The sequence below is a fragment of the Streptomyces sp. NPDC028314 genome, from assembly GCF_055565795.1.
The window spans coordinates 416,011-433,559 of record NZ_JBVHTP010000006.1 but is presented as its reverse complement, the minus strand read 5'-3'; the positions used below and the strand labels follow the sequence as shown (position 1 = coordinate 433,559).

The 17,549-nt window shown below is 68.8% G+C and carries 11 protein-coding genes and 1 pseudogene; 2 read left to right on the top strand and 10 right to left on the bottom strand.

Annotation, left to right across the window (positions count from 1 at the left end):
• The 3 genes and pseudogenes from ACZ4TG_RS17385 to ACZ4TG_RS17375 form a co-directional block, all read right to left on the bottom strand.
• Window positions 1–2,921 (bottom strand): annotated as a pseudogene (locus ACZ4TG_RS17385) (non-ribosomal peptide synthetase); the annotation flags it as partial.
• Window positions 2,922–3,077: 156 nt separating this feature from the next.
• Complete coding sequence (locus ACZ4TG_RS17380) at window positions 3,078–4,565, bottom strand: tryptophan 7-halogenase (protein WP_468163422.1); 1,488 nt, start codon at window positions 4,563–4,565, stop codon at window positions 3,078–3,080.
• Between the two features lie 81 nt (window positions 4,566–4,646).
• Window positions 4,647–5,876, bottom strand: a complete 1,230-nt coding sequence (locus tag ACZ4TG_RS17375) for a cytochrome P450 (RefSeq protein ID WP_468163420.1) — start codon at window positions 5,874–5,876, stop codon at window positions 4,647–4,649.
• 433 nt (window positions 5,877–6,309) lie between these two features.
• Between ACZ4TG_RS17375 and ACZ4TG_RS17370 the strand changes: the two genes are divergently transcribed.
• Both ACZ4TG_RS17370 and ACZ4TG_RS17365 read left to right on the top strand, forming a co-directional pair.
• A complete protein-coding gene (locus tag ACZ4TG_RS17370; protein WP_468163479.1) occupies window positions 6,310–8,037 on the top strand; it encodes a 2-isopropylmalate synthase in 1,728 nt (575 codons plus the stop codon).
• Between the two features lie 34 nt (window positions 8,038–8,071).
• The gene (locus ACZ4TG_RS17365; protein WP_468163418.1) at window positions 8,072–9,406 is read left to right on the top strand and encodes a cation:proton antiporter; all 1,335 of its coding nucleotides are present in this window, start codon (window positions 8,072–8,074) and stop codon (window positions 9,404–9,406) included.
• Window positions 9,407–9,504: 98 nt separating this feature from the next.
• On the opposite strand, the gene ACZ4TG_RS17360 is transcribed toward ACZ4TG_RS17365, so the two are convergent.
• The 7 genes from ACZ4TG_RS17360 to ACZ4TG_RS17330 form a co-directional block, all read right to left on the bottom strand.
• Entirely contained in the window at window positions 9,505–10,023 is a 519-nt protein-coding gene (locus ACZ4TG_RS17360) for a toxin-antitoxin system, toxin component (RefSeq protein ID WP_468163416.1), read from the bottom strand.
• Between the two features lie 65 nt (window positions 10,024–10,088).
• Complete coding sequence (locus ACZ4TG_RS17355) at window positions 10,089–10,799, bottom strand: hypothetical protein (protein ID WP_468163414.1); 711 nt, start codon at window positions 10,797–10,799, stop codon at window positions 10,089–10,091.
• Between the two features lie 105 nt (window positions 10,800–10,904).
• Window positions 10,905–12,155 (bottom strand): DUF6545 domain-containing protein, encoded by a 1,251-nt coding sequence (locus tag ACZ4TG_RS17350; protein ID WP_468163411.1) that lies wholly within the window; start codon window positions 12,153–12,155, stop codon window positions 10,905–10,907.
• Window positions 12,156–12,301: 146 nt separating this feature from the next.
• Window positions 12,302–12,772 (bottom strand): hypothetical protein, encoded by a 471-nt coding sequence (locus tag ACZ4TG_RS17345; RefSeq protein ID WP_468163409.1) that lies wholly within the window; start codon window positions 12,770–12,772, stop codon window positions 12,302–12,304.
• A gap of 149 nt (window positions 12,773–12,921) precedes the next feature.
• Complete coding sequence (locus ACZ4TG_RS17340; RefSeq protein ID WP_468163407.1) at window positions 12,922–13,812, bottom strand: DUF4436 family protein; 891 nt, start codon at window positions 13,810–13,812, stop codon at window positions 12,922–12,924.
• A 31-nt stretch (window positions 13,813–13,843) separates the two neighbouring features.
• Window positions 13,844–15,469, bottom strand: a complete 1,626-nt coding sequence (locus ACZ4TG_RS17335; RefSeq protein WP_468163404.1) for an alpha/beta fold hydrolase — start codon at window positions 15,467–15,469, stop codon at window positions 13,844–13,846.
• A gap of 12 nt (window positions 15,470–15,481) precedes the next feature.
• A complete protein-coding gene (locus ACZ4TG_RS17330) occupies window positions 15,482–17,047 on the bottom strand; it encodes an alpha/beta fold hydrolase (protein WP_468163401.1) in 1,566 nt (521 codons plus the stop codon).
• Window positions 17,048–17,549: the final 502 nt, after the last annotated feature.

The window sequence follows — 17,549 nt, the reverse complement described above, 5'->3', positions numbered from 1 at the left end:
ACCCGGTCAACCACCGCACCCCGCCAAGCCCGCATCTCACCCAACGGAATCGGCTCACCCGAATACGAACTATCCCAACCCGAAAAATCCTCACCAAACGCAACAGAATCCGAGCCAGAACCAGCGGAAGACAGACCGGATTCAGCGGAGTCCGGCCCGGAATATACCGAGTCGTAGATCTCCCGCCATTCTTCGACCTGCGCCTCAGCCGCCGAACCCTCCGACACGCCCAACGCACCCGACGCAGCGGCCACCGCAAGATCCGGCACCACATAAGCCACGAGCCGCTGATCACCCGGAACATCCTCACGAGCGATCACCGCCGCCTGACGGACACCCTCACAACCCACCAACAGCGACTCGATCTCACCCGGCTCGATCCGGAAACCACGCACCTTCACCTGCTCATCAGCACGCCCCAGATACTCCAACTGCCCATCAGCCCGCCACCGCACCACATCACCCGTGCGATACATCCGCACACCCGACCCGAACGGAGACGCCACAAACCGCTCACCCGTCAGAGCAGCACGACCCACATACCCACGCGCCAGACCCGCACCCGACACATACAACTCACCCCGAACACCCACCGGCACCGGACGCAAAAACTCATCCAGCACAAACACCCGCGAATTCGCCACCGGACGACCGATCGGTACATCCCCCGCCACCAACGGACCCGCCATCGTGACGATCACCGTGGTCTCCGTCGGGCCATAGGCATTCATCACCCGACGCCCCGGCGCCCAACGCGCCACCAACTCCGCCGGCACCGCCTCCGCACCCACCACCAGACAACACAGATCCGTCAGCAACCCCGGAGCATCAACCGGCAACGTCGCCACCACCGACGGAGGAATCAACGCATGCGACACCCGCCCCTCCGCCAGAACCCGCAGCAACTCCCCGCCCGCCAGCCGCCCACGCTCCGGCACCACCAACGTCGCACCCGAAGCAAACGCCACCAACATGTCCCAGAACGCCGTGTCAAAGCTCGGCGAAGCAAACTGAAGAACCCGGCTCCCCGGACCCAACCCCAATACATCCACCTGCGTCCGGGCCAGACTCGCCACGCCCCGGTGCGACACCACCACACCCTTGGGACGCCCCGTCGAACCCGACGTATAAATCACATACTCCGGATGCCCCAGATCCACCGACACCGAAGGATCAGAATCCGGGAACACCGAGAAATCCCCACCCAGCGCATCCTCATCAAGCACCAGCACCGGCGCCGCATCCGCCAGGATGAACGCACGCCGCTCCGCCGGATACTCCATATCCACCGGCACATACCCGCCACCGGCCTTCAACACCGCAAGAACCGCCACCACCAGATCAACAGACCTCGGCAGCATCACCCCCACCAACCGCTCCGGACCCACACCCCGACCGATCAGCCAATGCGCCAGACGATTCGCCCGCGCATTCAACTCCCCATACGACAACACCTCCCCACCACACACCACCGCCGGCGCCCCACCATCCACACCGACAGAAAGCTCGAACAACCCCGCCAGCGAAACCTCCGGCACCTCACACGCCGTGGCATTCCAACCCGACAGCACCAGCCCCCGCTCCACCTCCCCCAACAACTCAACCCCACCGACCCGCACCAACGGATCAGCCACCACCTGCTCCAACAACCACACCCAACGCCCAAGCAACCGCTCGACCGACGAACGATCAAACAGATCCGTCGAATACTCGACCAGGACCTCGACACCCGCCGGTCCGGTCACCGGATGGTGGAGCTCTGTGAGGGAGATGAGCATGTCGAAGCGGGACGTCCCGGAGCCCAGGACCTCCGCCTGTACCTGGATGCCCGGGAGTTCGAAGTCCCCGCTCGGCGCGTTCTGGAGGACGAGCGCCAACTGGAAGAGGGGGTGCTGCCCCGGGGACCGCTGCGGGTTGAGCAGCTCCACCAGATGTTCGAACGGAACATCCTGGTTGGCGTATGCGGCCAGGCTGGTCTCGCGGACCCGTCCCAGCAGTTCCTCGAAGGTCGGATCGCCGGAGGTGTCCGTACGCAGGACGAACATGTTCACGAAGAAGCCGATGAGGTCATCGAGCGCCTCATCCGTACGACCGGCCAAGCCCGCGCCGAGCGGAATGTCGGTGCCCGCGCCGAGCCGGCTCATCAGGGCCGCCATGCCCGCCTGGAGCACCATGAACACCGTGCTGTTCGAACGACGCGCCAACTCGACGAGCTTGCGGTGCAGTTCCCGGTCCAGCTCCAGGCTCAGCTGCGCACCCTCGTACGACGCCACTGCGGGGCGGGGGCGGTCGGTGGGGAAGGTGGCCTGCTCCGGGAGCCCGGCCAGCTTCTCCCTCCAGTAGTCGACCTGCTTGGACAGCAGGCTGCTGGGGTCCGACTCGTCTCCGAGCAGTTCTCGCTGCCAGAGGGTGTAGTCGACGTACTGCACCGGCAGTTCGTCCCAGCTCGGCCGGCGGCCCTCGGTGCGGGCGGTGTACGCCTCGACCACGTCGCGCGCCAGCGGCCCCATGGACCAGCCGTCTCCCGCGATGTGGTGCATGAGGAGCATCAGGACGTGCTCGTCGGCCGACACCTCGAACAGCCGGGCACGGATCGGTACTTCGGTGGCCAGGTCGAAAGTGGTGCGCGCGGCCTCGTCCAGCGCGGCCGGCAGTTCCGCGTCCGTCACGGACCGCTGTTCCCAGTCGAGCCGCACGTCGGCCGGATCCAGCACCAGCTGGTGCGGCTCGCCGTCGGCCTCGGGGAAGACCGTACGCAGCGACTCGTGCCGCTCCATCACGTCCAGCAGGCCGGCGCGCAGCGCCGCCGCGTCCATCCCGCCGCTCAGGCGCAGCACGAGCGGCATGTTGTACGTCGCCGACGGTCCCTCCAGCTTGTGCAGGAACCAGAGCCGGTGCTGCGCGAAAGACAACGGGATCATGAACTTTCCTTCTTCCAGCGAAGTCAACGAAGTCAACGAAGTCGGCGGCGGACGCACACGCGTCGCCGCCGGACCGGTGAGCGCGCCAGGGCCGGCCGGCGCCCCCGGGAACGGCGCAGGGCCCGCCATGCCCCTGGCGGGCCCTGCGGGTGGTGCTCAGCTCGCCGGGATCTCCCAGGACATGCCGTCCCCGGACGGCACCAGACCGCCGTTGAAGAGCGGGTCTTCTTCGGTCAGCTCGTGTCCGAGTGCCGCACGTGCCTGCACACGGGCGCTCTCCTGCATGACCTCACCGACGATCTCCGACCGGAAGAACGGGGCCGGGCGGTCCAGGCCCGCGGCGAGGTCCTCGCCCGCGGAGTCCACGGCCTGTGCCAGCTGTTCGGCGGCGGTGGAGAGCCTGTCGCCGATCAGGGCGGACTCGCCGGAGGCGGCCCCGCCGACCAGTTCCACGAAGGCCTCGATGTCGGTCCTACCGGTGTTGGTGATCTTCTTGGCCTGCCAGAAGTACGAGTCCTCATCGTGGTGCAGGTCGTAGAAGCCGACCAGGAACTCGTAGAAGAGCCCGTACTCGCGGCGGTAGCGCTTTTCGAACTCGGCGAAGCTGCGCTCCTCGTCCACGTCTCCTGCCAGCACGCTGTTGATGGAGCGGGCGGCGAGCAGGCCGCTGTACGTAGCGAGGTGGACGCCCGAGGAGAACACCGGGTCGACGAAGCAGGCGGCGTCCCCGACGAGCACCAGGCCCGGGCTCCAGAAGGTGGTGTTGGAGTACGAGTAGTCCTTGCGCACCCGGATCTCGCCGTACGGGCCTGTGGTGACCCGGTGGGCGTCGGAGAGCATGTCCCGGATCTCCGGGCATCGGTCGACCAGCTTGAGCAGTGCCTTCTCCGGATCACCCTGGATCTGGTCCGCCCGGTCGCGTGCGATGACGGCGCCGACGCTGGTCAGCGTGTCGCTGAGCGGGATGTACCAGAACCAGCCGTCGTCGAACGCCGCCGAGAGAATGTTGCCGCTGCGCGGTGCGGGCAGACGCTTGCCGCCCTCGAAGTACCCGAACAGGGCGACGTTCTGGAAGAACTCCGAGTAGACGCGCTTGCCGCCGGTGTGCTTGTGGATGTTGCTGAGGTTGCCGGAGGCGTCCGCCACCATCGTGGCGGTCACCTGGTGCGAGGTGCCTTCAGCGTCCTTGTAGTGCAGGCCGGTGACCCGCTCGCCGTCCTTGACGACGTCGGTGACGGCGCACTCCTCGCGTACGTCCACGCCCTTGCGGCGGGCGTTGTCGATGAGGATCTTGTCGAACTTCATCCGCTCGACCTGGTACGCGTACGAGGTCGGGCCGGCCAGCTTCGGCGAGATGGCGAAGGCGAAGGTCCACGGCTCGGGGTTCGAGCCCCAGCGGAAGGTGCCGCCCAACTTCTTGGTGAACTGCGCCGCCTCCAGCTCCTCGGTCACGCCCAGGAGCTTGCAGACACCGTGCACCGTCGCAGGAAGCAGCGATTCCCCGATCTGATAGCGGGGAAATCGTTCCTTCTCCAGCAGCAGCACGCGGTGTCCGCGCATCGCCACGAGCGTGGCGAGGGTCGAGCCGGACGGGCCGCCGCCGACCACGATCAGGTCGAAGTGTTCGGCAGTAGATGAGTTCACGATCAGGTTCCCCCTGGTAGGACGGATGGGTCCATTCCCCGGGAACCGCGCGATCTTGTCCACCGGCTGTCCGGGTGTCTGTCAGGTGCGGTCGGAGGCAGCGGAGGCCGCTTGGAAGGTCACCGAAAGGCTCTTCAGGAAGCGGAAGTTGATGCTGTCCTGCCATGTGGGGCCGGGTTCCGCGAGCCGGAGGTCCCGGGTACGCGCGAGGAGCTTGTTGAGTGCGATCTCCACCTCCGCCACCGCCAGCGAGGCCCCCAGGCAGTAGTGGATGCCGTGCCCGAAGGAGAGGTGGTCGGCGGAGCCGCGGGTGATGTCGACCCGGTCGGGGTTCTCGTACTTCAGAGGGTCGTGGTTGCCCGATCCGAGCACCAGGGTCACCGATTCGCCTTCCTTGATCCTTTGCCCCCGCACGTCGAGGTCGACGAGCGCGACCCGGGTGGTGAACTGCACGGAGCTGTCGTAGCGCAGCAGTTCGTGGGCGGCCTTCGTCGCCAGCTCCGGCTGCGAGCGCAGCAGTTCCAGCTGCTCCGGCTCCCGGAGCAGGGCGAGTACCGCGTTGCCGATGAGGTGCGTGGTGGTGGCTTGTCCCGCATCGATGAGCAGCAGGAAGTTCGCGAAGACCTCGTCCTCGGTGAAGTCGCCCTGCTGGAGCTGCTCGGCGATCATCTGCGTGAAGAAGTCGGTGCCGGTGCCGTCGCGCCGGGCCGACGCCCCCTCGTCGAATGCGGCACGCAGCTGGGTGACACGCGGGATCTCCTTTCGGGACTGGGCGAAGAACTCCAGCAGTAGTCCCTGCCAGTTGCCCAGCAGGTGTTCGGCGTGCCTGGGCACTCCGGCCAGTCGTCCGATCACTCCCCGGGTCAGGGGTTCGGAGAAGTCGTGGATGACGTCCATCCGTCCCTGGTCGATGATCCTGTCCAGCAGTTCATCGGTGAGCTGCTCGATGACCGGGCGCATCTCGCGGATGAACCGGGGGGTCAGGCCCGGCCGTATCAGGTGTCGCAGTCGGGTGTGGCGGGGCGGCTCGTGGAAGACCATCATGTCCGCCAAAGCGTCCTTGAGCGGCTTCAGTTCAGCACGTGCGTCGGGCGGCAGCGCCTCGTGGAAGCTTTCGATCCGGGCGCCCGAGAGGCGGTCGTCCTTGGACAGGGAGCTGATGTCCTCGTAGCCGAGGACCACCCAGCTGCGCATCCAGGTGTCGTAGTGGACCGGGTGCTTTTCGCGGAGCTCGCGATAGAAGGCGTAGGGGTCGGCGGCCAGCTCCGGGCTGAACAGTTTCAGCAGGCTCGGCACCTCTTGGACGGGCATGGTTCGACCAGCTTTCTTTCGGCACGGGAGGGAGCTGAGGACAGTACTTCGAAGTCCTGGGAACACCGGTCAGGCCGGGTTCGCCGGCATGGACGACCGCGGCAACAGCAGCGCGGGCGGCGGGAGAAACAGCGGCGAAAGGGCCGCTCGACCGGCTCGAACCTACCACCGCGCACGGCTTTTCCCAGCGATCTCCGGACCTGACAGATCGGTTGCCGGAGGGTGGACAACCCCTCGGCGTTCCTGGGGAATGAAGCCATGTTCCGCCGGCGAGGGTTGACCGCCGGCCAACCTTGGAGGCTGGCTGAGATTGTCCGAACTCATTGAGGTGGCAGGGGCAGTGACCTCGCCGTGGGGGATGGAATCCGCGGTCGGCGCGGGGGGTGCGGCAGGGACCGGACAGCCCTCGTGGAACGCGCAGCTCGCCTCGCCGATGCCGTTCCACCGCTATGCGCGTGAGGGGAGCAGGCTGCCGCAGGAGCTGACCGACCGCAGGTGGCCCGGGCGGGAGATCATGAAGGCTCCGCTGTGGGCATCGGTGGATCTGCGCGACGGCAATCAGTCACTCGCGAACCCCATGGACGCGCGCCGCAAGAGGATGATGTTCGATCTGCTGGTGCGGACCGGCTTCAAGGAGATCGAGGTCGGCTATCCCGCCGCCAGCGCCGCGGAGTTCGAGTTCGTCCGCGAGCTCATCACGCACGACAGGATTCCCGACGACGTGACCATCGTCGTGTTCACACCGGCGCGGCTGGACCTCATCGACCGGACCTTCGAGGCGATCCGGGGTGCGAAGCGAGCGGTGGTGCACCTGTGTCTGGCGACCGCGTGCCTGTGGCGGGACGTGGTGTTCTCCATGTCTGCCCAGGAACTGCGGGACTTCACGCTGGAGGGGGCGGAGCACGTGGCCGCGCGTGCGGCCGCGATGCGCACGACGGACCTGCGCTTCGAGTACTCGCCCGAGACGTTCAACGTGACCGAGCCGGAGTTCGCGCTGGACCTGTCCAACGCGGTCGCCTCGTTGTGGGAGGCCGGCCCGGACCGGCCGGTGACGCTGAACCTTCCCACCACGGTCGAGACCGATTCCCCCAACGTCTTCGCCGATCAGGTCGAGTGGATGCACCGGAATCTGGACAACCGCGGCTCGATCATCCTGTCCGTCCACCCGCACAACGACCGGGGTACGGCGGTGGCCTCGGCCGAACTGGCGGTGATGGCCGGCGCCGACCGGATCGAGGGCACGCTGTTCGGCAACGGCGAACGGACCGGCAACGTGTGTCTGGCCACTCTGGCGCTGAATCTGTTCAGCCGGGGCATCGATCCGCAGCTCGACTTCTCCGACATCGACGCGGTCCGCCGTACGGTCGAGGAGAGCAACCAGATGCCCGTGCCCGCGCGCCACCCGTACGTCGGCGATCTCGTCTACACGGCCTTCTCCGGCACCCACCAGGACGCGATCGGCAAGGGACTGGCCGCCCTCGAACAGCAGGCTGCCAGCACCGGACGCCCTGCGGCCGAGCTGCCGTGGCAGGTCCCCTACCTGCCCATCGACCCCAAGGACGTGGGCCGGACGTACGAGTCCGTCGTCCGCGTCAACAGCCAGTCCGGCAAGGGCGGTGTCGCCCAGGTGCTCAAGACCCACTACGGCCTCGACCTGCCGCGCGCGCTGCGGGTGGAGTTCGCCAAGGCCGTCCAGCGGATCACCGACGAGACCTGTGTCGAGGTCACCTCCCGCCGTCTGTGGGAGATCTTCAGCGATACCTACGTCGAGCCCCGGCCCGGGCTGCTGCTGAAGGAGGTCCGTGCGACGCGTGAGGAGAACCGCAGCCGCCTCTCGATCACTCTGGTCGAGCACGGCGGGAACGAGCAGACGTTCAGCGGCTCCGGCGAGAGCCCCACCGACGCCCTGGTGGACGCGCTCAGCGGTACGAGCCACCAGGTCCGGCTGCACGCCGTCACGGAGCACGAGATCGACGGCGCGGCCCACCCGCGCACCGCCGTCTACCTTCGGGCCGGCAGTGGCCCGTTCACCGCCTACGGCGTGGGCATCAATGCCGACCCGGCCGTCGCGACCGCCACCGCGCTCGTCAACGCCGTCAACCGCGCCCGCGCCACCTCCCGTGATCTCCCGCCCGTGCGGCTGACCGCAGCCTCCCAATAGCGCGGGACCCACAGATGCCGAGAAAGCGAATCCCTTGAACAGACTCAACGGTCCTCTGGACGTCCCGATGGCCGCCGCTGCCACCCCTTCGGCCTCGGTCGGCACCGCCAGCGTGCTGCTGGGCCTGGCGGTTCTTCTCGCCGTGGCCTACGTGTTCGGCAGGCTCGCCCAGCGGTTCCACCAGCCCGTCGTGATCGGAGAGATCGTCGCCGGCATCGCCCTGGGACCCAGTCTGCTCGGGCTGCTCCCGGGCGACCTCTCCCATCTGTTCTTTCCGCCCGCCGTACGGCCGTTCCTGCAGATCATTGCCCAACTCGGGCTGGTGCTCTTCATGTTCGGAGTCGGCTACCGGCTCGAACTCTCACACCTGCGGGGTGCCGGCCGCCAGGTCACGGCCGTGTCCCTGAGCTCGGTCACTCTGCCGTTCCTCCTGGGCATGGGCCTGGCGGCGGTCATCGCGCCGTGGTTCATCACCTCGGAGATGCAATCGGACGGTCTGCTGGAGCCGGCCCTCTTCCTGGGTGTGGCGATGTCCATCACCGCGTTCCCCGTACTGGCCCGGATCATCGACGAGCGTGGCCTGCACAAGAGCCGACTCGGCTCGATCGCGCTCACCTGCGCCGCGGTCCAGGATTTTCTGGCGTGGTGCGTGCTCGCCGTGGTCGTCGCCCTCGTGCACGCCACCGGCACGGCGTCGCTGGCATGGATGGCCGTTGAAGCGGCCGCGTTCGTCATCGGCCTGCTCTACGTCCTGCGGCCCGCCCTGCGGTGGCTGCTGGCACCCGAGCGGCGTTGGTCGGGAAGTCCCGTCACCCACGCCGCACTGGTCATCGGCCTGCTGATGTGCGCGTGGACGACCGAGGAGATCGGCCTGCACGCCGTGTTCGGCGCCTTCGCCTTCGGCGCGGTGGTCCCGCGCGAGCACATCGGCGCTGTGGCTCCGGAGGTCCCCGAGCGTATCGACCAGACCAGCCTCTTCCTGCTGCCCGCCTTCTTCACCGTGACCGGGCTCTCGGTGAACCTCGGCGGTCTCGGCTGGCAAGGCACGCTCATGCTCCTGGCCGCGGTCGCGGTGGCGTGCGCAGGCAAGTTCGCGGGCGCGTTCGGCGCCGCCGTGCTCACCGGCGCATCGGCTCGTGAGTCGACCGCACTGGGCATTCTCCTCAACGCGCGCGGCCTGACCGAACTGGTCATCCTCAATGTCGGTCTCTCCCTGAAGGTCCTGGACTCCAGGATGTTCACCGCCATGGTCTTCATGGCGGTGATCACCACCATCATGACGGGACCCCTCCTGCAACGGATCTATCCGCTGGAGGGGCAGCCGACGACACGGAAGCGCACACCCGACCCGGTAGGCGCCACACGGTGAACCCACCGTCGCGGGAGCGTGAAGAGCAGCGCCCCGGAACCCGTGAGCGGTACCGGGACGAAGGCGGTGAACCGGCCGGCACCTGCGGTGCCGTGCGGTCAGCCTTCCAGTGACGCCCAGATGCGTCCGGCCACGCCGGACGCGGGCGTCTTGCCGAGGCGCATGGCCTCCAAGGGCGAGCGGAACTTCGCGGCCAGCATGCGACCGAACCTCTCGGCCCTTCGCTCCTCGTCGAGATCGACATCGGTGCGGGCGGCGACATGGGCGACAGCCTCGGCAAGGCTCCACCGGTCCCCGATCATGCGCGCCGCGACAGCGGCGCCTGCGGCGCCGGCGTGCTGCCCGCAGCTTCCTTCCTTGCGGTGCCACAGCTCGTGCCCGAAGATCACCATCTGGTGCAGCGGCGACGTGTTCTCCTCGACCACGATCACCTCGAAGTCACCCATGTCGAGCCACAGGCCGCTGACGGTGTCCTGAGGAAACGGCTCGAGCATCAGGCGCACCTCGCGCCCACTGGTCTTCGTCACGTACGCACAGATCGCCTGGAGCAGCTCGACCGGGGTGGTCGGCGACGAATCGGCCACGCCCGCGAAGAGCTCGTCGCGATGCCGCTTCATCTCTCGGTACGTCCCCACTGTGCCCCCCATGCATCACATCCCGTACCGTCCCCGCAGGTGGGGGTCTACTTGCGCCTGGCCTCCCGGTCCCGCTCCTCACGTGCCCGCCGAGCGACCGATTCGATCAGCGCGATGAGCGGCTGCGCCGTATCGTCGGGCACCTCGGCCAGAGCGCGCGCCGCGTAGCCGACCACTCCGATTCCCGGATCCAGGTCGGGTGCCGCATCCCTGTCCTTCAGGCGCTGGAGGTCCTGGTCCTGGCGCTCGAAGGCCCGTTCCAGGAGATCCTTGTGGATCTCGCGCAGGACCCGGTCCAGCGCCTCCGGCGGCTCGGCCACCAGGAACTCGATGCTCTCCCCGAAGAACTGCGCGATCCCGGCGGCGTGGTCCAGGTTCGGGGCCTTCCCCGTCTTGATCATTTTGTCGAGCCACTGAGGGCTCGTGCCCGCCCCCGCCGCGATCTCCGCCAGCGAGTAGATACGTCGCTGCCCGTCGGCCGAGGGCCGCAGACGCGTGGCGCGCAGGAAGAGGATCCGGTCCAGCACTCGCCGATGGCGTGCCTCCACGGCGTCCGCACCGCCCTCGGCAGCGGCGGACGCCACCGGCTCGCCGCGCAGCAGCGCCTCGACTTCCGCCACGGGCAGCCCGGAAGCGTGGGACAGTCCTCCCTCGCCCTCGACCCTCAGCGCCTCCTCGCGTTCATCACCCAACCGGTCGAGAAGGGGGAGAATGCGCTGGAGCGTGCTTGCAGGATCGGCGGTAGGTCTGTCAGTCAACGCTTACTCCCACAGACTCCGACGGCCTTGACGTTTTGAGCAGTGACCGTAGCCGCTCACTCAACCCGAGAGCAATGACGAACGGTCCGCCCTCAGCGGGAGATTCTACGTGGGAGGCCGTTGCGCCCCGGCCATGGGTGCTGCGCCGTGGCGGTGGGGCTCGCGCCGAGGCGGCAGGGCCCGGGAGATGCGGACCATGAGGTCGCCGTACTCGGTCTCGGACGAGCGCAGGGCGTGGGCGGCGCGACGGCTCCCGTCCTCGCCGGCAGGCGTGCAGCGTGCGCGGGCGTCAGCCGCTGCCTCCAGCATGGCTGCCAAGCCGGCCGCGACGGCGTCCGGCCGGCGCACACCCTTCTGGGCCGCCTCGCGCTGGGCCAGTTCGCGTATTGCGTCGTCGCAGTAGGGGCGCAGTTGGAGTATCCAGTCCTGGATGTTGGTCATGCGGTTGACCAGGTGCTGTTCGGGGCCCGCGTACCAGGGTGTGGTCAGCGCGAGGGAGCCCGGGCCGCTGGTGACGGGCGGGCGCACGAGCCGCATCAGCGGTGCGAGCGCGAGGAACGTCCGCCCGGGCTTGACGAGGCGTTCGGTGAGCCAGGGGCCGAGAACCGGGAGGAGGAAACCAATCGTGACGATCATGGCTCCGAGGGGGCTGAACGAGGTCCCCCTCTCGTTGAGTACGTCCCAGTTCCGTCCGCTCCAGCGGGCGGCGATGGCGAGCAGCTTGGAGGTTCCGATGACGAAGTTCGACAGGAATCCGGCGGCGAGTACGTACAGGCTGGCCCGCAGCCACCCGTCGGCCGTGGCCGCTCCGTCCGTCCGGATCTCTTTGCGGATGGCGAGCGACCAGCTCCAGCACACGACCGTGGCGCCGGCCGCGGCCATGACGTTCGAGGACAGGTAGAGCAGCAGCATCTCGCCGATGAAGGGGGTGGTGGCGTAGTAGGTGTCGAAGTCGCTCGGTCGCTCGTCCGGCGCGTCGCCGAGGATGAAGCAGACGATGACCGCCAGGACCACGAGGCAGTGCCCCAGGATCCAGACGCGTACGCGCCAACTGGTACGGGCCCGTCCTTCCTTGTCCCCTCTCCAGTTCTCCATCAGCGCCAGGCAGGTACACGCGTACGCGCAGAGGATGCAGTGGACCAGCAGGGCCGAGAAGTTGCAGACGCCGGTGATCCGGTTGACCGCCGTTACGGTCGGCGGGGCGGCGAAGAAGAATCCGGCGCAGTGCAGGAGGATCAGGGTGTTGACGGTGCGGACCAGCGGGCTGCGCCATCCCCTCACCAGAGCGGGCAGCTTCACCAGCAGGACGGCGCCCAACGCGGCTGCGGGTACGTAAAAGTTGACGCCCTGTTGCATGGTCAGCCTTCCGATGGTGCCCGCATGCGGCCGGTCACGCCGGTGGGTACGGCGCCGTCCTTCCGGCCCGGCGCGTCGGTCCCCCCGTGCATCACTCCGAGATCATGCCAGTGAAGCGCGGCGCTGCCGAAACCACGGGACGCCTCTCAGTCCACCTTCGCCGCCCCCGGCGCGTCCGGGGCCTCGCGGTTCTCTCGCGCCCGATCCGCACGCGCCCGGCGTGCGATCGATTCGATGAGCTCCACGATCGGCTTGGCCGTCTCATCGGGTACGTCGGCCAAACAGCGGGCCGCGCTTCCGACGAGGCCCAGCTCGCCGGTCACGTCGTCGGCCGGTCCAGCTCTCCTGAACCTCCGCACGTCGGCGTCCCGCTGCTCTACCGCCTGCTCCAAGCCCGAGTGGATGTGCCGCAGTACGCGATCCAGAGCCTCCACCGGGTTCGCCCGGCCGGCCGCCGTACCGGACGGTGTCCGGTCGCCGCGCAGCAGGGCTTCGACGTCCTTGGCCGGCAGTCCGGAGGCGTACGACAGCCCGCCCTCGCCCTCGACCCGCAGCACGTCGTCACGATCACGGCCGGCCCGGTCGAGGAGGGCCACGATGCGTCGTACGGTGCTCACCGGATCAGGAGCAGACCTGTCACCCACCGCACACTCCTACCGGACTCCCGAGCACTGACCATCCGAGCGTGACCGTAACCGCCCCCTACCGCGATAGCAACCACGAATGACAAGCCATCAGCCAGGGTTGCGTCAAAGGGACCCAACCTTCAGGTGGGGTCGGTGTCGTCGTGTCGGAGGGCGGTGCGGACGCCGGTGATGACGACGGCGATCAGGCAGAGGGCGATGACGGTCTCGGCCCACAGGAAGGCGAACCAGTCCAGCACGCAGCCGATCGGGGGTGTGCCGGGGGCGGTGTTGCGGAACGCCGAGAGGGCGAACAGGGTGGCGGCCATCCAGGCGAGTGCGGGCCAGACCAGCCCCTCGCCGCGGGTCGTCAGGTACCAGGCCCCGATGAGCACGGAGGCGGCCAGCGCCCACATCACGATCATCATGAAGACCGCGAAGACGAGCAGGCTGCCCGATCGGGCCAGCCCCAGCGCCACGCCGGCAGCCCCTTGCTCGGGCGGGGTGGGTGTGGCGGAGATCCTGAAGACCGTGTCGTTGTTGGAGAACATCATCCGCACCGGCACCTGCTTGCCGTCCAGCTGTGCCCAGAACTCGATGTCGGTCTCGTAGGTGTCGAACGGGTAGTCGCTGATCGATCCATCCGTGATCGCGACCTGCACGTCCCTGATCGTGAGCCGCTCGTGCGCCTTGAACTCCAGGTCGCCGAGGGTCTGCGCGGAGGTCTGGAGGCTGAGATCAGCCACCGGGGCCGTCCCGCCCTCCTCGCCGAGGGTCCCGCGGGCGGTGACCCTGACCCGCAGTGCCAGCTCTCTGGCCGCGGCGTCGACGCGTTGGACGCTGGCCTCCACGTCCACCCGGTCGGCGGCTTGGGATCCGACCGTGTGGACCGTGTCGAGCGCCTGCCGCTCGGAGAACTGCAGCCACGACCCCACGGCCACCGCCACCACGATCAGGACCGCGATGGGAAACAGGATCGGCAGGAGCGAGGCCCCGGAGCGGTGTGGGTGACGTGAGTCCCAGGTTGGGGCCATGGTGACTCCGACGACGAGGTGGGAAGCGGTTTCAGGGAGCGATCTCGAACGCGGGCGGTTCGAGGCTCTTCAGGCATCCGGTCTTCGGCGCGGCCGGGTTGTCGAAGAACGAGACGGCGATCTCCTGGGCGCACTTCGAGGTGGCGAACACCACGTGCGGCTGGTAGGGGATCGTGACGACCTTGGCCCTGGGCAGCGTACGGGCGACGTACGGGCCGTTGTCCGCGCCGGTCTGGGAGTCGAAGCTGCCCGACAGGGCGAGGGTGGGGATGTCACCGCGCGTGGCGTCCCGGATCGAGGGCGCCGCTGCGGGGACGTTCCAGACGTCGCAGTCCGGACGGAGGAAGGTCAGCTGTGGGGCCTGGGCCTGCACCGAAGGGGGGAAGGTCGGGAACGTTTCCCGCCCGCCCTTGAGCGCCTGTTCCTGGGTCTCGTACGGCGTCCACTCGCTGCAGAAGACTCCGTAGACGAGGCCGTGCGCGATCCGGCCCACGGCCGCCGGGCTGAGCTTGCCGCCCGCCCACTGCTGGGCGATCCGCTCCGGTTTGCCGTGGGCCAGCTCGTCGAGGGCGGCGGGTACCTGGGGCGCCACGTGGGTGGCGGACGTCATCCAGTTCACCAGGGCTCCGCCGTCCAGTACGACCTTCACCGGCTTGTCGCTGCCGGGGAGCGTGACGGTGGTGGTGACCGGCTTGGCTTCGAGGTCGCGGACGAGCTTGTCGAAGGTGGCCGACAGGTTCGGGTAGCGCTTGTTGCACGCCGGCTGTTCCGCGCAGGCCTTGAACAGACCGTCGAAGCCCTGCCGGGCGCTGCTCCAGGTCGCCGCTGACCCGGCCCTGGACGGCGGCAGGATGCCGTCGATGCCCACCGAGCGGAGTCCCTCGGGGTGCAGGCGCATGTAGACCAGCGCCAGGTGGGTGCCGTAGGAGATGCCGTACAGGTTCCACTGCTTGATGCCCAGCGCGGTGCGCAGGTCGTCGTAGTCGGCGGCGCTCTCGGTGTCGTTGTAGGTGCTGAGGTCGAGTCCGCGGGCCGCCAGTTGGTCGCGGCAGGCCTTCGTGGCCGCGACGTGCAGGCGCTCGGTGGACGGAGCGTCGGAGACGAGGCCGACCGCCCGTGCGTTGAACTCGTCGATGTTGGGGCAGAGGGCCGTCGGGACGGCCGAGTACGTACCGCGCTGGGACATGAAGATCACGTCACGGTCCCGGTTCAGGCCGCCGTCGATCGCCATCTTCGCCTCCCCCACGGCATCGTCACCGGGCCCGCCCGCGAGCCATACGATGGGGTCGGGCTTCGGCGTGTCGGTCGCGGCGGGCACGATCGCGACACCGAGTTTGATCGTTCGGCTACTCGGTTTGGCGCGGTTCTCGGGCACGGTGAGCGTTCCGCAGCGGGCTCCCTTCAGCGCCTCGATCGGTTCTGGCGTCTTCGGGCAGGGGCCCGGCTCGAAGCGGGCGTCCCCCACCGTCCGGGCGACCGTGCCGATCGGCGCTTGGGGGGTGGGGGTGGTGTCGGTGCGGGATTGCCCCCGGGCGGGCGCCGCGAGCAGTCCGGTGACGAGGAGGCCGGTCGCCATGGCGGCCGACGTGGCTCGCAGGCGCCGTACGGTGCGGCGGCTGCGGGGCGCGTGGTGGCGGGGCGCGTGGTGGCGGGTCATCTGGTCTCCCGGTCATCTCGGGATGATCGTGAACGGTTCGGGCTCGAGACCGTCCACGCAGGAGGTGTCGGGATCGGTCGGGCGAGCGAAGAACGAAGCCAGCACGCGCTGCGCGCACGGCGACTGCGGGACCACCCAGTGGCCGATTCCGGGGACCTCTATGGCGGTCGAGCGGGACAGGTTGCGGGCCACGCCCTTCGCCCAACTCGCCCCGGTCTTCACGTCGAACGTGCCGGAGATGACGAGCGCGGGCACCGAGCTGACCGTGGCCACCCGCTGGACCTTCGCGCGGTCCGGAACGTTCCAGATGCCGCATGCCGGGTACTGGAAGGGCAGCTGCGGCACTTGGGCCAGGACGGTGTCCGGCCACCCGGGGAAGGCCTTCTGCCCTGCCTTCAGCACGTCGGACTCCGAGTACCCCGGCGCCCACTCGCTGCACGCTATCGAGTTCGTCAGGCCGTGCGCGAACTCGCCGACCTTCTGCACCGAGCCGCCCGCGCGGGCCTGCGCGAAGCGCTCCGGGTTTCCGCGGCCGAGTTCGTCGAGCGCCGCCGGGATGTCCTTGGGCCGGGGGGTGAAGGCGACGATCAGGTTCAGCAGCGCGCCCCCGTCGAGGACGGTCTTGACCGGCTTGCCACCGTCCGGCGGCGTGACGTTCAGCGTCAGGGGGTGGGCCTCCAGCTTGCGCACCTGCTCCGTCAACAGCTGCGGAAGGTCCGGGTACCGGTCCTTGCAGGCGGGCTGCGCCGCGCACGCCTCGAAGATGGTGCGGATCCCCTCGGCGGTGCTGCCCCATGTCCACGGCAGGGTCACGTCCTGGGGAGGGGTGATCGAGTCGATCGCGAACGCGCGGATTCCCTCGGGGTGCAGACGCAGGTACGTGAGGGCCAGGTTGCTGCCGTAGGAGTACCCGTAGACGTTCCACTGGGGGATGCGCAGCGCGTTGCGCAGGTCGGCGAAGTCGTCGGCGTTCTCCGTGGTGTTGTAGGCGCTCAGGTCGGTGCCGGCGGCCGTCAGGCGGGCCCGGCAGTCCTTCACCGCTTTGAGGAAGAGCTGTCGTGCCTCCTGCGCGTCGTAGCCCAGGCCGACGGCCTGCCCGTTGAACCGGTCGACCTCCGGGCAGGCGAGATTCGGCTGGTCGTAGAGGTTGCCGCGCTGGGCCATGACGATCAGTTCGCGGTCCTTGTTCAGGCCGGAGTCGACGAGGAACGGAATGTCGTCGAACGTGTCGGCGCCGGGGCCGCCCGCCATGAACACCACCGGGTCCGCGGCGGGCTTCGCGGAGGCGGCAGGAATGCGTGCGACGGCCAGCTTGATGGTCCGGCCGCCGGGGCGGGAGCGGTTCTCGGGGACCTCCAGGACGCCGCACCGAGCGCCGTTCAGCGCTGCGATCGGCTCGGGCGGCTCCGGGCAGGGACCGGGCACGAACCGGGACGAGCCGGCCGGGCTGGGCTGCCCGGTGGGCTGGTCGAGCGCGGACGCGGCTGCTGACGCGGCGCTGCTGGGTGCGGGGCCGAGTGCTGCCAGACAGACCAGAGCGGCCGCGGCAGTCACCCCGGGGATGCTGTGCTTCGGCATGTGATCTCGTTCCTCTGCCGGCAGAGGCGGCGGCCCTGCGGGCCAGGCCGCAGCGGTTTGGGCGGAACGCGCGATTTCGACGCTACCGGGTGGCGCGTACGCCCGCCACGCGGAGCGGTCGAGCCCCGTCGGCCCGCGAGTACCGGTAGCCGCCTCCCGTCCCTTGTGCGCGTCTCCGGACCAGCCGGTAGCGTTGATTCCATGCGTCCCCCGCACCGCCACGGCATCGCCCGGCGGGGCAGCCGTCGGCGTTCGGCAGAAGAAGATGGGGGGCGTGCATCGGATGGCGTCGTTGTGCGCCGCCGGGGGCGCCATGGTCGTGGTCGTACTGGCCGGTGCCGCAAGGCCGCAGGCGTACGCGACCGGCGATGACCGCGAGAAGCGCGGCGTAGATGTTCTTGTTGGCCGGTCGCGACGACGCGGCGGGCTCCTCGGTCCGGTCCTTCCCGCGTGACGGACGGTGGGCCGTGCGACCCTCGACCGCCCGTCACGCAGCCCGCCC

What these genes read in the sequence shown, in the direction of transcription:
- ACZ4TG_RS17370 (WP_468163479.1), top strand. Translation starts at nt 6,310, where the DNA reads ATGCCGTTCCACCGCTATGCGCGTGAGGGGAGCAGGCTGCCGCAGGAG.
- ACZ4TG_RS17375 (WP_468163420.1), bottom strand. Translation starts at nt 5,876, where the DNA reads ATGCCCGTCCAAGAGGTGCCGAGCCTGCTGAAACTGTTCAGCCCGGAG.
- ACZ4TG_RS17360 (WP_468163416.1), bottom strand. Translation starts at nt 10,023, where the DNA reads ATGAAGCGGCATCGCGACGAGCTCTTCGCGGGCGTGGCCGATTCGTCG.
- ACZ4TG_RS17340 (WP_468163407.1), bottom strand. Translation starts at nt 13,812, where the DNA reads ATGGCCCCAACCTGGGACTCACGTCACCCACACCGCTCCGGGGCCTCG.
- ACZ4TG_RS17330 (WP_468163401.1), bottom strand. Translation starts at nt 17,047, where the DNA reads ATGCCGAAGCACAGCATCCCCGGGGTGACTGCCGCGGCCGCTCTGGTC.
- ACZ4TG_RS17350 (WP_468163411.1), bottom strand. Translation starts at nt 12,155, where the DNA reads ATGCAACAGGGCGTCAACTTTTACGTACCCGCAGCCGCGTTGGGCGCC.
- ACZ4TG_RS17335 (WP_468163404.1), bottom strand. Translation starts at nt 15,469, where the DNA reads ATGACCCGCCACCACGCGCCCCGCCACCACGCGCCCCGCAGCCGCCGC.